Origin of the sequence: Providencia sp. CIM-Carb-044, assembly GCF_033901115.1 — a bacterium.
Taxonomy (GTDB): Bacteria; Pseudomonadota; Gammaproteobacteria; order Enterobacterales; family Enterobacteriaceae; genus Providencia; species Providencia hangzhouensis.
The window spans coordinates 66,885-80,391 of sequence record NZ_JAXADV010000001.1 but is presented as its reverse complement, the minus strand read 5'-3'; the positions used below and the strand labels follow the sequence as shown (position 1 = coordinate 80,391).

Genomic DNA, 13,507 nt, shown 5'->3' with positions numbered 1-13,507 from the left:
TACTTATATAACATTTAGTTTTCAAACTTATTTAAATGAAAACTATGATTTAGCAGAAGCTAATGTTTTACTCATACGTTCATACCATTTATTAATAATGATTTTCTGTTTTTTAGTGGCCTTCTTTTCCTTTTCTAACATCACTTTCATCAAGCTGTATATTACCGATAATTCATGGCCACGGTCTCCAGAAGCTGCCATAATTTTTTGCCAATAAAATTCTTTTTCTTTTTCATCTAATACAGAAAATACCACACCTAAAACCCAAGCTTCTTCGGGTATTTTATTACGTAACATGACCAGATAGTGTATTTCATCTGCTTCTTTATAAGTCATATCATGAGAGACTTTTTCACCTGTACTCTGTTTCTTCGCTTTTCGCTTCAATACTTGAAGCATTTCTAATGCATGGTCATAATTTATTTTGTCTATCAATGCTTTATTAATTTTTTTGTTTTTTTCTTTCATCACCAAATAAAAATAATCTGTTATAACTCGACCAAAAATTGATGAACCATATTTGTTTTCATAGAAATAGCTGTCAATATTCCTTAGTGTTTCGATTGGGTTATAGTCTGCTCTTGAATGATTCATTCCTCCTAGAAATGCCATAATAATTAATATATAAATACGCTTATTTCTTAACACCCCATTAATTAAATTCATAAAACTCCTTAGTGAAAAATGAAATATAAAATAAAATTTAACTTATATAAATTTAAAACTTGCAGCAATATATGATATTTAAAAATATAATTTAACTTTCATTGAATCCGTTTTTTCTCTCTGTAACTGACTAAAAATAAGAAAAAACATGAAAAAATTGAACCCGCAGAAAAGCTAAACTAACGTTTGAAAACGTAAAAATAACGATGAGACATTCATTATTTGCCTAAGCGTGATCTACCTACCGTAATGCGTATGCCGTTATCGGCTTTCATTCCCTTCCGCGCATAAACTCCTTATCATATGCACAATATTTTTCAGTAAATTTTTTAACGCTTTTTTATCATTATTTACTGTACATATTTGCTGTTTAGCTTAGGATCTACCCTGACTTTGTTGATTAATCGTCCGAAGAGTGATATTTCATGGAACATGAGTACGAAACAAAACGCCCTCTCTATATACCCTACGCTGGCCCAATTTTGCTTGAATTCCCTTTGCTGAATAAAGGAAGCGCCTTCACCGAAGAAGAGCGTGCAAATTTTAACTTGCATGGTTTACTTCCTGAACAAGTTGAAACCATCGAAGAACAAGTTGAACGTGCCTACCGCCAATTAATTGATTTTAAATCAGATATTGATAAACACATTTATCTGCGAAATATTCAAGACACCAACGAAACCTTATTTTATCGCCTTATAGATGCTCACCTCACTGAAGTAATGCCTATTATCTATACCCCAACCGTGGGTGAAGCTTGTGAGCATTTCTCTGACATTTATCGTCGTGCACGTGGTTTATTTATTTCTTATCCAAATCGTGAATACATCGACGACATGCTACAAAACGCCACCAAACAAAATGTGAAAGTGATTGTTGTTACTGATGGCGAACGTATTTTAGGCCTTGGTGACCAAGGTATCGGTGGTATGGGCATCCCAATTGGGAAACTCTCTCTCTATACCGCGTGCGGGGGTATCAGCCCTGCTTATACCTTACCTATTGTTATTGACGTAGGAACCAACAACCCACAGCGTCTGAATGACCCTCTGTATATGGGATGGCGTCACCCACGTATTACGGGTGATGAATACAACGAGTTCCTTGATGAATTTGTTCAGGCAGTTAAACGCCGCTGGCCAAATGTATTATTACAATTTGAAGATTTCGCTCAGAAAAATGCGATGCCTTTATTAACCCGTTACCGTGATGAGCTATGCTGTTTCAATGATGATATTCAAGGCACCGCATCGGTTGCATTAGGTAGCTTAATTGCCGCCAGCCATGCCGCAGGCAGTAAGCTAAGCGACCAACGCGTGACTTTCTTGGGTGCAGGCTCAGCAGGCTGCGGTATTGCAGAACAAATCATCGCCCAGATGAAATCCGAAGGCTTGAGTGACGAAGAAGCGCGTTCACGTATTTATATGGTTGACCGCTTTGGTTTATTAACCGATAAACTACCTAACTTACTCGATTTCCAAGCCAAATTAACCCAAAACAGTGGGAATTTAACCGACTGGGATGTTAACAGTGACTCAATTTCACTGTTAGATGTGGTACGCAATGCCAAACCAACCATATTGATTGGTGTATCTGGCCAAGCTGGGTTATTCACAGAAGAAATCATTAAAGAGATGCATAAGCACTGTGAACGTCCTATCGTGATGCCGTTATCTAACCCAACATCACGCGTCGAAGCTCGCCCTGAAGACATTATCAATTGGACTGATGGCAAGGCCTTAGTCGCAACAGGAAGTCCATTTAGCCCAGTGTCTTACAAAGACCAAGTGTTCCCAATTGCACAATGTAACAACTCCTATATCTTCCCGGGTATTGGTCTTGGTGTGATTGCCTCTGGTGCTAAACGTGTCACTGATGGCATGTTAATGGCTGCCAGCCGTGCTCTCGCCAGCTGTTCGCCACTAGCCAAAAATGGTGAAGGTGCGCTATTACCTCTACTGTCTGATATTCAAGATGTATCTCGCATTATTGCTAAACAAGTGGCAAAAGAAGCACAGATCCAAGGTGTGGCAACGGTCACCTCTGATAGCGCATTGGATGAAGCCATTGATCGTAATTTCTGGAAACCAGAGTACCGTACCTATAAACGGACTTCGTTTTAATTTGTCATAACGGTATTGATTGAAAGGGGCTCTTTAGAGCTCCTTTTTTGTTTTTTATAGATCCGAAAAAACGAATGTCTGTTTTCTCAGATAATGATAAATTGCGCTAAACAAATCACTTATTTAAGATAACGCCCATGACTGATTAATAGGATATTGACATGACTGGCGACCTCAATGCTGCTATTCCACAGAAACCTAAGTTTTCCCTATGGGCAATAGCCCTAACGCTTTTTATTGCGGTGCTGAATATTGTTGTTTATTTTTACCAGCTCAATTATGCCGCCCCTCTCGATTCCCAAGAAAATAACTTATTGTTATTTGGTGCCAATGTTTACCAACTTTCATTAACGGGGGATTGGTGGCGTTATCCAGTCAGTATGGTATTGCACTCAGGTGGTATGCACCTTGCTTTAAATACATTGGCCTTGTTTGTTATTGGGATTGAATGCGAACGCACCTATGGAAAATTTAGGATGCTCGCAATATACCTATTTTCAGGTATTGGCGCGGCATTTTTTAGCGCTTATTGGCAATACAGTGAAGCCATTAACGCCGCAGCAAACCGCGCGTCAATGAATGCATGGAATAGTTTATATTTACCTGATAACACGGTATATATTACCGTTGGTATTGGCGCATCTGGAGCCATTATGGGGTTAGCTGCCGCTTCCGTAATTTATTTATTAAAAGGGATAAATAACCCAAACCTCTCTCTTGAAGAGCGCAACCAATTAAAACGCCCGCTATATAATATTATTGGAATGATTGCGCTAACTCTCATCAATGGTTTGCAGTCAGGTATTGATAACGCTGCTCATATTGGTGGAGCAGTACTCGGCGCTGTTATTAGTGGCGCTTTTGTACTTGCGCCCCAAGCAACCGTCCGGACAAAACTACTCTCTAGCGGTGTCATTGTACTTATAGCTGCCGCCTTACTGGCCATAACACTAAGCCAGTTTTCTTCCCTACAAGACGAAGACCTGAACTATGAGCGCCAGTTTATTTACCAAGAAATGGCAAAAGAACTTAATCAGCGATAAAAATACCGTTTTTTCGTAAGAGATTAGTCCTATTATTGATACCGTCAATAATAGGACGCGTAAATCTAGAAAGTGAATAAATTCATTGTCATCATTACTGCACTACAGATAATTAATAACAATGTAATGTATTGGAAAGTACGTTCAGATAAACGGACCAGTAAATATTTAGCTAATGGCATCACAATCAATGCCCCTGCACACAATATCAGCGCCAGTTTTAAATCCGTATAGCCATCTTGCGCATAAGCTAAAGCAGAGGAACCAGACAACACGGTTGTTACAAAAATCGATGTACCAATTGCTTGCTTAATATTCAGTTGCATATAGCGCAGCAACATAGGGAGAACAACCACCCCACCACCAACTCCAGTTGCACCAAGTACAACACCCGCTAGGATAGCCGGCACAGCCATGGATTTTAGCTGATCCCCTTTTGCCGCTTCTTGCTTGATGATCGAAACAAAAAACATTCGCTGAACAAATAAATATAGCGAAAAAATAATGGCAGCAGCCACTAACAGGTTAATACCCCACTCGACTTGTTTTTCATACCCCGGTAATCCCCCCAACCATGTAACAAACAGACTTGAGAGAAATGTGCTCGGCAACATAATCGCTAATACAATCATAGCGCCTTTAAAGGGGATATTGCCTAATCGAAAATGCATATAAGAAGAAGAAACCTTCATTAGCATCGAAAGGAAATTGGCAGTGGCTACTGCCGCTAGAGCATTTAGCCCAAAAAAATAGGTCAGTATCGGTAAGACAATCACACCACCACCGACACCCGTTGTGCTGATAATCAGCCCAATAAGTGCGCCTATCGCTAACTCCGTTACAATCATTAACTCTTGCCTTGTATCAGTGCTCGTCGCCCTTTTTGTAATGCTTCATTTGCATCACTATCTGCTAACGTGAGGTATTTAAAAAATAATGTATCGAAAGTAATCATCTGTAACACTTGGGGGGTGATGATGCCTAATTGGGAATGTTGCTCATCATAAAAATAAGGCAAGGAGAAGTCCGCTAACTTTATCGCTTCATCTTGACCAAAACGTGTCAGTGCGACTGTCGGGCAACCTGTTTCTTTTGCAGCACGAAGCATACTATTGATTTCTTGAGTATTTCCACGCGCCGTTACTGCAATAGCTAGGTCTTCCGGCCCCAAATTTGCCGAGTAACTTAGCTGAACATGCAAATCATAACTAAACAGTGCGTGTTTATTAATGCGAATTAATTTATGGAAAATATCACTGGCAACAATGGCTGAAGACCCGACACCAAACAGCACGATACGTTTGGCCTGAAACATTTTTTGCGCGATGGTATCTACGACAGAGGGCTCAAGTAAATCCAGTGATTTTTCAATAGCCGAAATAAACATTTGCCCTGTTTTGGCGATAATCTGAGAGGTATCATCGTGACGACTCAGATTACCGTATAAACTTTCTGCTTTGTGTTGCTTCTCATCAGACAAATAATCAACTTTAAATTCAGGATAGCCACGGTACCCCATTTGGCGTGAAAAGCGGATAACAGATGCACTACTGACCCCAGCCGCCTGTGCCAATTCCGCTGCATTCATCGCGATAAGACTTTCGCGGTTATCCAGCAAAAATGTGGCAATACGTTGTTCTGTGCCTTTACCGCGTGTCTGCAAGCTTTCCAGTTTTACCGTCAGTGTCGACATGGCTTTTCCTTCTAATTATTTTTCTGGATCAGTGAAGCCTATTATCATACTGGCAATGAACCCGACAATCCATGCACCTGCAACAGCAATTAAGAAATCCAATATTTGGCCATCACCCACTAATGGAATTAATGATAACCCTGCTGTTCCAAAAGGAATGATGATCCCGACATGGAAGAACGCCATTAATGCCCCGCCCGCAGCTCCGCCAATGCAACCTGCAATGAATGGTTTACCTAATGGTAATGACACACCAAATAAAAGCGGTTCACCGACACCAAAAATACCCACAGGTAACGCACCGACTAAGGTTTTCTTCAAGCGTTGGTTTTTGGTTTTTAAATAAACCCAGAAACACGAACCCACTTGCCCCATTCCCCCCATCGCTAAAATTGGGAACAAGTAATTCAGACCAAAAGTTTGTAAAATTTCAGCGTGAATTGGGATCAAACCTTGATGTAAACCCGTTAGTAATAAGAATAAGAAGCTTCCCCCCAAGATACCGCCAGTCGCCACGGCACCACCGCCACTATTTAATAAAGCGACAGAAACACCTTGAGCCAAAATTTGGTTTAAGTAATGTCCTGCGGGTTGGAACACCACAATTGCGACCATCGCAGAGACTAAAATGGTCACAAATGGCGTCACGATAAGGTCTAAGCTTTCTTTAATAATGCTCCTAAACCACACTTCAAATTTAGAAGAGAAAACGACCACCATGAGCACTGCAAAAATACCCCCGCTACCCGGGACTAATTTCGAACCAAATAAGGTGATATCCGCTAACCCCGGCATCGAAAGTAACCCAGCCATGACCGCACCAATTGAGGTAGATGCACCAAGCTCTTTCGCGGTATTCACCCCAATCATAATTGAAAGATAAACAAAGACTGCGCTACCAATCAATTTTAATAACTTAAATAACTCAGGGAATTGGTCGACAACCCCCGGAGCAACCAAGCGGACGATATTGATTAGCCCCATAATTAGACCACAACCAATCAACGCTGGAATAGTAGGAACAAATATAGCGGCTAACGTATTCAACGTACGGCGAATGGAAAACGCTTTTTTCTCCGCCGGTGCTGCATTTTCTGATGTCGTAGAGGTGCTACCTTGCATACGTTTGTTCATCACCGAAAAAACTTTCGCTGCGGTTCCCATCCCAACAATCACTTGTTGCTGTTCACCATTAAAAATAACACCTTTTACGCCCTCAATTTGTTTCAAGGACTCAGCATCAAATTTACTGTTATCTTTTAAAACTAAACGGATACGCGTCATACAATGAGTTAATGTTGCCACGTTCTCAAAGCCGCCCGCATATTTTTCTATTTCTCTGGCGAGTACTTCCAGATGTTCTATCTTATTAGCCATATGATCCCCCTGATGTTGACTGAGCCAATAAACCCGCTCTTCAACATGCTATCCCATTACTTAACGGTAATTGCTAACATGCTATCCAAGGTGGTATTTGGATGTTGTTGAACGATATCCGTCGCTTGCTGTGCATTAATTTGTAGCTCATGCATTAAAATTGCGCGTCGTGGATGATAATCCACTTGCGCTAATAACCCTGCCGCGGTGTGTTCATCAATACCGCAGACTTCACTCACAATCCGTTCTGCGCGGCGCAGTAATTTGATATTACTGGCAACAACATCAACCATTAAATTAGTATGAATACGGCCTAGTCTCCCCATCACACAAGTACTTAGCATGCCTAAAATCATTTTTTGCGCAGTACCACTTTTCATACGAGTCGAACCCGATAACACTTCAGGGCCAACATCGGGGGCAATTGCCAATTTTGCTACGTCACTTAATAACCCTCTTCCTCGCGTGGTGATAGCCACCGTTAACGCACCGATTTCATTAGCGTATTCAATACCCGCTAAGGTAAATGGTGTACGTCCACTCGCGGCAATGCCCACCACGACATCTTTGGCACAAAGTTGGCGTTTTTTTAGCTCAGCAATCGCTGATTCTGCTGAATCCTCAATATTTTCAACCGCTTTTAGCATTGCATCTTGGCCACCCGCAATAATCGATTGCACCATTTCAGGTGAAGTACCAAATGTGGGTGGACATTCTGCACTATCTAATACGGCTAACCTACCGCTAGTACCCGCACCAATGTAAAACAAACGTCCACCTTGCTTTAAGCACTCAGCAACAGCGTCAACCACTTGAGCAATCGCAGGTAGCACAGCCTGAATGGCACCTGCAACCGTGCTATCAGCTTGGTTAATGACGTTCACCATCGATAGCGTATCCAAACGTGAAAACTGCTGCGTTTCCTGATTGAATTCATTGTGTAGACAGTTACTCAGAGTATTTTCGGCTAGAGACATTCAAATGCCCTCATGAAATTTAATTTCATTAAAAAATACATTAAATGAATTTTAATTTCAATTCAAATCACAGCAATTTCGTACCACTTAATTGCGGGTTATGATCTTTCTCACAATAATAGGTTTGTATTGAAAAATACCGGTGACAAAAGCCACCGGCGATAATGCTATTTTACGAACTTACAGGTTCCGAAGGCTGATGGGATGTGAAAATCAGGTTTAACGGAATCAGGTTTGATCCAGCTAATCCATTTACGCACTTGCTTAGGTTCACCCGCGCTGAACTCTCCACGCAAAATGGCACACATTAGTGTCTGTTTGTCTGCGTCTTGCCATAAATCGAGTTTAGTGAATTCATCTAAATCAATTTTTCCCGTTAATACATAACCATTTGGCGTTATTTCACCCACGGTTTGTAATGTTTCCCAGTTCCAACTTGGGTCAACTTCACGGTAATAATTAGCTTTTGCATCGAAAGTACGCCCTTTCGGGTCCATTTCAGCCGTGTAATAAGGTTTTAATTCAGGGCTAGTCGCGAAAAAGAGTTCGACTCGGTCAGAATCTAACACCGCTTGGTCTTTATCTGGGTTATCACCTAACTGAATATCTTTATCATCTGCAATAAAACGGAAATATAGTGCGTCATCACTCCATAAAGCGCGAAAATCTGTTTTGGGAGCCACTTCCTTTTCCCATGGGTAAGTAAAATCGGTTAATACTTCTGCTTTTTCCCAGACTTCAGTACTTTTAGTCGCATCATTGAGTGATTTTAACTGATCGGTATGATTGATTTGGTACTCTTTTGCCGCCACACTTGCTGTAACAAGCACAGCGCTCGCGGCTAGTAATGTCGTTAATTTCATACTTTCCTCACCTATCGGATTAGAGAACTGTTATTCACAAAAAACCGCCAAAGAAACAATATTTCACAGAACACATAAAATATAGAATTAAAATTTCATAATATATAGCTTCATTCTATAAAAACTATCATGATGTGAAGCCGCTCACTCTTTAATGAGAATGTGATTTATCTTTTTCATCCAATGTCTGATTAATTTTAATTCAATTATTAGGCTTAATATTAGTCAACTTCGATTGGTATTCAGACATTGACATGACTTTACGTTACGCGACTTGCGTCACTAATTTAAGTCAAGTAGCCTAAAGACACAGGCCTATTGGGGCTGACAATTTCGGATTATGACTTTTTATTATCAAGGCTAGGACATGAGGAAACGTCTGTTTTTTGGTCTTATTATTATTGCAGGGATCGCATTTACGACCATAATGTTGCTTGATCGCTGGATAAGCTGGGATACCGCCCCCTATATCTATGAAGATGTAGAAAAATTGCCTGCACGCGATGTTGGGATGGTACTTGGCACATCCAAATATTATGCCTCTGGAGTTAATAACCTCTATTATACCTATCGCATTAAAGGCGCAGCAGAGGCATACCACAGTGGAAAAGTTAAATATTTGCTCCTCAGTGGTGATAATGGCGCTCATAATTACAATGAGCCAATCAACATGCGTAAAGATTTAATTAAAGAAGGGGTTCCAGCCTCTAAAATCGTGCTCGATTTCGCAGGTTTTAGGACATTAGACTCCGTAGTACGCACTAAAAAAGTGTTTGATACCGATAATTTTACGATTATTACCCAGCGTTTTCATTGTGAACGCGCGGTCTTTATCGCCAAACATAAAGGTATTGATGCACAATGTTTAGCAGTTCCGACACCTTCTGGGATGTATAGAGTGAGAGTGCGTGAAGTGTTTGCACGGCTAGGCGCTCTGGCGGATTTATATATCTTAAAACGGGAACCTAAATTTTTAGGTGAACAAGAATCCATCCCAGCCCCCATTAAGATGCCAGCAGGAATTAAAGGCTATCCGGCGGTTTCACCGGATGAAGTCAATAAATTGAAGTAGATATAGGTAGATGAATACTCATCTACCTATGAGGTTGTTGACAAAGCGGGATAAAAGCGTGGTTTTTCCCGCTTTGTGTTATCAGCCGAAAATCAATAAATTGATTTTCCTAGTTTATTTTCAATAACCTATTCGACTTGCCGCCAAACATAATATGTTTGTCAGCAGTCTGATAGGTAGATGAATACTCATCTACCTATCAGCTTTCTCGTTAATTTGCGCCAACACCATTCAAGTGGGCCTTGCCTGAAAAACATCAACCAATAATAAGAAAACAATAAATTTGCTCCCCAAATAATGGGAACCAAGACAAGTAATTCAACCCGCGTAAATTGACCAAAATAGCCGAATTGATAAAACAACACGGTACAAATTAGTGTTTGCAAAATATAATTACTCAGCGCCATCCGCCCCACATATTGCAAGCCAAGAGCGACTTTGCTGTTTGCCACTGTCGTCCAAAAGCCATATACCAGAGCTATGTATCCTAAAGATTGAAATGGAATAACTAGCTCATTAATAATATAACCAATGATTGATGTTGAAAAATAACTCCAATTGAATTGGCTTTGCATGTATAGCGAAACTATTTGGACCAATATAGATGGCAAGATAAATATGTAGGCTATTTTGCGGTAGTGTTGAGTGCTAAATTGCCCTCGTAACCAACCATTTTTCATTAGCAGTGCACCAATAACCATCAATGCCGCTAATTGCCAGCCATATTGGATAACCAACATTTCAACCATTTTGAGCATCTCTGACGCTCGATAAAGCACGCCATCCATTCCCCCTGAGGTATGTATCGCATATTCAAATGCCAGTTGCTCATCAGAGGTTTGCCAAAAACCGGAGGGGTCTACACTACTACCCAACACGAGCAAGATAACTAACCCAATCAAATAGATTGATAGTGCTATTTTCAATAAAAAACCATCTTCATATTGATTAAGCAGATAGGTTACCAACAAGCCCGTCAATGCATAAGCCAAAAGAATATCACCATCCCAAAAACCAACCCCATGAATCACCCCAAACAGGGCTAAAACCAATAGACGGCACCGGTTCCAACGAAGAGAACGGGGTTGTAATAAAGCAAGGGTTGCCCCAAATAGGATTGAAAAAATAGCGAGAACTTTGCCTTGAAAAAGGACATTGAAAATCCCCCAGAGGTAAGCCTCTGAGTCGGGTGTTTTATTGGTGTAATAAGGGTTTAAATACGCCGCTTGTGGTAAAGCAAAAGCAAAGATATTCATTAAAAGAATACCTAAAATCGCCATACCACGAACAGCGTCAAGTTGGCCAATGCGACTTGACGGCGTCGTTACTGTCATAAATTATAAGTGACGCACTGCACGTAAAAATTCTTGCCGTGTATTTTGGCTTGATTTAAATAACCCGCCTAATGACGTTGTTGTTGTTGCACTTGTCGCGTCACGAATACCACGTGCTTTCACGCAATAATGCACTGCATCGATACAAACAGCTACATTTGTTGTTCCCAATAATGTTTGCAAAGCAACCAAAATTTGCTGTGTTAAGCGCTCTTGCACTTGTGGACGCTGTGAGAAAAATTGCACAATTCGATTAATTTTCGATAAACCAATGACTTTATCTTTTGGAATATAGGCAACCGTAGCCTTTCCATCAATCGTAACAAAATGGTGCTCACAGGTACTTGTTAACGTAATATCACGCACAGTGACCATTTCATCCACTTTCATTTTATTTTCAATTAAAGTGATTTTTGGAAAGTTTGCGTAATCAAGCCCTGAAAAAATTTCATCAACATACATTTTTGCGATGCGACGAGGGGTATCAGCTAAACTGTCATCGGTTAAATCCAAATTCAGTAGCGTCATGATCTCTGTCATGTGCCCTTCAATCAGTTTCTTACGTTCGTCGCCTGATTTTGGCTGGATACGTAAAGGCGTTTCTAGGCCTCTAGCCTCCAGCGCGGCATGAACTAATTCGGCCTCTTTACTCAGAGATGACATGTGATCCTCCACAAATGGTATAACTATTTTTATAAAATGCAGGTGTGCGGTACTCTAAAACAGCAGGTAGAGATAATCCAGTACAACATCGTTAATCGCTGTGAAATATTTGCATTTTACCCTGCAATTTATTCACCAAATGAATACATACATTAAAAGGTTTTACACCTTATATAAGGTGATTAGTAGCACATTTTTTATCAATGTTTTAACCTTGAATGGCGATAAACGAATAAACTTGAAATGATTAACGCAATAAATAATCTAAAAATAGGTCATTTCATGCGTAATTTTGTCTGTGGTAATGCCTCCCTATTCGTTAAATCTAACCAAAAGCTATCTGTAATCAATTTCTATTCATTCACCCACTAATGGATTTCTGCCATAATATGCATCACGAACACATTTTAAAGCCTCAAGGCAGATAACAATAATGAGGGTCATTATTTATGGATCAGTGTCATACTAACGATTTGATTTCTCTAGATGTTGCATTGGAAAAATTACTATCTCAAACGAAAACCGTCACAGATACAGAAATCATTCCACTGACCTCCTCTGCACAACGCATCATTGCGACAGACCTGATTTCCCCTATCAATGTTCCACCATTTGATAATTCTGCTATGGATGGTTATGGCTTACGTTTCGCCGATTGGGATGGTAAAACGCCAATGCCTGTAGCAGGTAAATCTTTTGCGGGTAACCCGATGGAAGGTGAACTAAAAGCAGGTTGCTGCGTACGTATTATGACAGGCGCACCAATTCCACAAGGAGTGGATACCGTTGTGATGCAAGAATCTACACAACAAACGGACCAAGGTATTGTATTCACCCAACCAATTAAACAAGGTAGTAATATCCGCAAAGCAGGGGAAGATATTACCCAAGGCAGTGCCGTATTCCCTGCGGGCACCTTACTAACGACCGCTCAGCTACCTTTAATTGCTTCACTGGGTATTGCTGATGTCACCGTATATCGCCGCCTTAAAGTTGCCGTTTTTTCAACGGGGGATGAGCTACAAGCCGTCGGCCTTCCTTTAGCAGATGGGCAAATTTATGATACTAACCGTTTTACCGTTCGTCTGATGCTGGAAAAACTTAATTGTGAAGTGCTTGATTTAGGGGTAATACCGGACTCGCCCGAAAAACTCAAGCAAACCTTTATCGAAGCTAACCAACACGCTGATTTAGTGATCAGTAGTGGCGGTGTTTCCGTAGGTGAAGCCGACTATACCAAACAAATTTTGGATGAATTAGGCACCATTGGTTTTTGGAAGTTAGCCATTAAACCAGGAAAACCTTTTGCTTTTGGTAAGCTGAGCGACGCTTGGTTTTGTGGGCTGCCGGGGAACCCTGTTTCCGCTGCACTCACCTTCTATCAATTGGTTCAACCGCTGATTGCCCGCCTTTCAGGGCACAGCCAATGGCGTGCTCCGCTACGCTTCAAGGTTCCAGTGACCACCATGTTGAAGAAAAGCCCGGGCCGTTTAGATTTTCAACGAGGAATTCTAAGCACCAATGAGCAAGGGCAGTTGCAAGTCGCCACGACGGGTCACCAAGGCTCACATGTGTTTAGTTCATTTAGTTTAGCCAACTGTTTTATTGTCCTTGAAAGAGAACGTGGGCGCGTTGAAGCAGGTGAAATGGTTGAAGTCGAAATGTTTAACTATTTATTAAAAAGTGAATAATAACA

General features: G+C 40.8%; 12 protein-coding genes. 4 read left to right on the top strand and 8 right to left on the bottom strand.

The window, feature by feature from the left end:
* Window positions 1-42: 42 nt before the first annotated feature.
* Window positions 43-666 carry a hypothetical protein gene (locus SJ312_RS00355; protein WP_272574703.1) on the bottom strand — a complete coding sequence of 208 codons (624 nt, stop codon included), beginning with the start codon at window positions 664-666 and terminating at the stop codon, window positions 43-45.
* Between the two features lie 425 nt (window positions 667-1,091).
* Here SJ312_RS00355 and SJ312_RS00350 point away from each other — a divergent pair, with 425 nt between their 5' ends.
* Both SJ312_RS00350 and SJ312_RS00345 read left to right on the top strand, forming a co-directional pair.
* Entirely contained in the window at window positions 1,092-2,789 is a 1,698-nt protein-coding gene (locus SJ312_RS00350; protein WP_110591369.1) for an NAD-dependent malic enzyme, read from the top strand.
* Between the two features lie 161 nt (window positions 2,790-2,950).
* Window positions 2,951-3,832 (top strand): rhomboid family intramembrane serine protease, encoded by an 882-nt coding sequence (locus SJ312_RS00345; RefSeq protein WP_094962442.1) that lies wholly within the window; start codon window positions 2,951-2,953, stop codon window positions 3,830-3,832.
* A gap of 65 nt (window positions 3,833-3,897) precedes the next feature.
* On the opposite strand, the gene SJ312_RS00340 is transcribed toward SJ312_RS00345, so the two are convergent.
* The 5 genes from SJ312_RS00340 to SJ312_RS00320 all read right to left on the bottom strand — a co-directional run bounded on the left by SJ312_RS00340 (window position 3,898) and on the right by SJ312_RS00320 (window position 8,742).
* A complete protein-coding gene (locus SJ312_RS00340; protein WP_004256546.1) occupies window positions 3,898-4,680 on the bottom strand; it encodes a sulfite exporter TauE/SafE family protein in 783 nt (260 codons plus the stop codon).
* Complete coding sequence (locus SJ312_RS00335) at window positions 4,680-5,525, bottom strand: MurR/RpiR family transcriptional regulator (protein ID WP_272574705.1); 846 nt, start codon at window positions 5,523-5,525, stop codon at window positions 4,680-4,682. The genes SJ312_RS00340 and SJ312_RS00335 overlap by 1 nt, the downstream gene beginning before the upstream one ends.
* Window positions 5,526-5,540: 15 nt before the next feature.
* On the bottom strand, window positions 5,541-6,902 hold the full coding sequence (locus SJ312_RS00330; protein WP_004256550.1) for a PTS transporter subunit EIIC: 1,362 nt from the start codon (window positions 6,900-6,902) through the stop codon (window positions 5,541-5,543).
* A gap of 56 nt (window positions 6,903-6,958) precedes the next feature.
* On the bottom strand, window positions 6,959-7,879 hold the full coding sequence (gene murQ, locus SJ312_RS00325; protein WP_004256554.1) for an N-acetylmuramic acid 6-phosphate etherase: 921 nt from the start codon (window positions 7,877-7,879) through the stop codon (window positions 6,959-6,961).
* A gap of 167 nt (window positions 7,880-8,046) precedes the next feature.
* Window positions 8,047-8,742: a sugar-binding protein gene (locus tag SJ312_RS00320; RefSeq protein WP_094962439.1), complete on the bottom strand. Its 696-nt coding sequence runs from the start codon at window positions 8,740-8,742 to the stop codon at window positions 8,047-8,049.
* 367 nt (window positions 8,743-9,109) lie between these two features.
* On the opposite strand from SJ312_RS00320, the gene sanA reads away from it, so the two are divergent.
* Window positions 9,110-9,814 (top strand): outer membrane permeability protein SanA, encoded by a 705-nt coding sequence (gene sanA, locus SJ312_RS00315; protein ID WP_094962438.1) that lies wholly within the window; start codon window positions 9,110-9,112, stop codon window positions 9,812-9,814.
* A 188-nt stretch (window positions 9,815-10,002) separates the two neighbouring features.
* Here sanA and yeiB read toward each other — a convergent pair whose 3' ends face one another.
* Both yeiB and folE read right to left on the bottom strand, forming a co-directional pair.
* The gene (gene yeiB, locus SJ312_RS00310; RefSeq protein WP_165879245.1) at window positions 10,003-11,148 is read right to left on the bottom strand and encodes a DUF418 domain-containing protein YeiB; all 1,146 of its coding nucleotides are present in this window, start codon (window positions 11,146-11,148) and stop codon (window positions 10,003-10,005) included.
* Window positions 11,149-11,151: 3 nt separating this feature from the next.
* Complete coding sequence (gene folE / locus SJ312_RS00305) at window positions 11,152-11,811, bottom strand: GTP cyclohydrolase I FolE (RefSeq protein WP_004256561.1); 660 nt, start codon at window positions 11,809-11,811, stop codon at window positions 11,152-11,154.
* Between the two features lie 449 nt (window positions 11,812-12,260).
* Here folE and moeA point away from each other — a divergent pair, with 449 nt between their 5' ends.
* Window positions 12,261-13,502 carry a molybdopterin molybdotransferase MoeA gene (moeA, locus tag SJ312_RS00300; protein ID WP_094962436.1) on the top strand — a complete coding sequence of 414 codons (1,242 nt, stop codon included), beginning with the start codon at window positions 12,261-12,263 and terminating at the stop codon, window positions 13,500-13,502.
* The last annotated feature ends 5 nt before the right edge of the window (window positions 13,503-13,507 follow it).

Coding starts and splice junctions, on each gene's coding strand:
- SJ312_RS00355 (WP_272574703.1), bottom strand. CDS start 666: ATGAATTTAATTAATGGGGTGTTAAGAAATAAGCGTATTTATATATTA.
- SJ312_RS00350 (WP_110591369.1), top strand. CDS start 1,092: ATGGAACATGAGTACGAAACAAAACGCCCTCTCTATATACCCTACGCT.
- SJ312_RS00345 (WP_094962442.1), top strand. CDS start 2,951: ATGACTGGCGACCTCAATGCTGCTATTCCACAGAAACCTAAGTTTTCC.
- SJ312_RS00340 (WP_004256546.1), bottom strand. CDS start 4,680: ATGATTGTAACGGAGTTAGCGATAGGCGCACTTATTGGGCTGATTATC.
- SJ312_RS00335 (WP_272574705.1), bottom strand. CDS start 5,525: ATGTCGACACTGACGGTAAAACTGGAAAGCTTGCAGACACGCGGTAAA.
- SJ312_RS00330 (WP_004256550.1), bottom strand. CDS start 6,902: ATGGCTAATAAGATAGAACATCTGGAAGTACTCGCCAGAGAAATAGAA.
- murQ (WP_004256554.1), bottom strand. CDS start 7,879: ATGTCTCTAGCCGAAAATACTCTGAGTAACTGTCTACACAATGAATTC.
- SJ312_RS00320 (WP_094962439.1), bottom strand. CDS start 8,742: ATGAAATTAACGACATTACTAGCCGCGAGCGCTGTGCTTGTTACAGCA.
- sanA (WP_094962438.1), top strand. CDS start 9,110: ATGAGGAAACGTCTGTTTTTTGGTCTTATTATTATTGCAGGGATCGCA.
- yeiB (WP_165879245.1), bottom strand. CDS start 11,148: ATGACAGTAACGACGCCGTCAAGTCGCATTGGCCAACTTGACGCTGTT.
- folE (WP_004256561.1), bottom strand. CDS start 11,811: ATGTCATCTCTGAGTAAAGAGGCCGAATTAGTTCATGCCGCGCTGGAG.
- moeA (WP_094962436.1), top strand. CDS start 12,261: ATGGATCAGTGTCATACTAACGATTTGATTTCTCTAGATGTTGCATTG.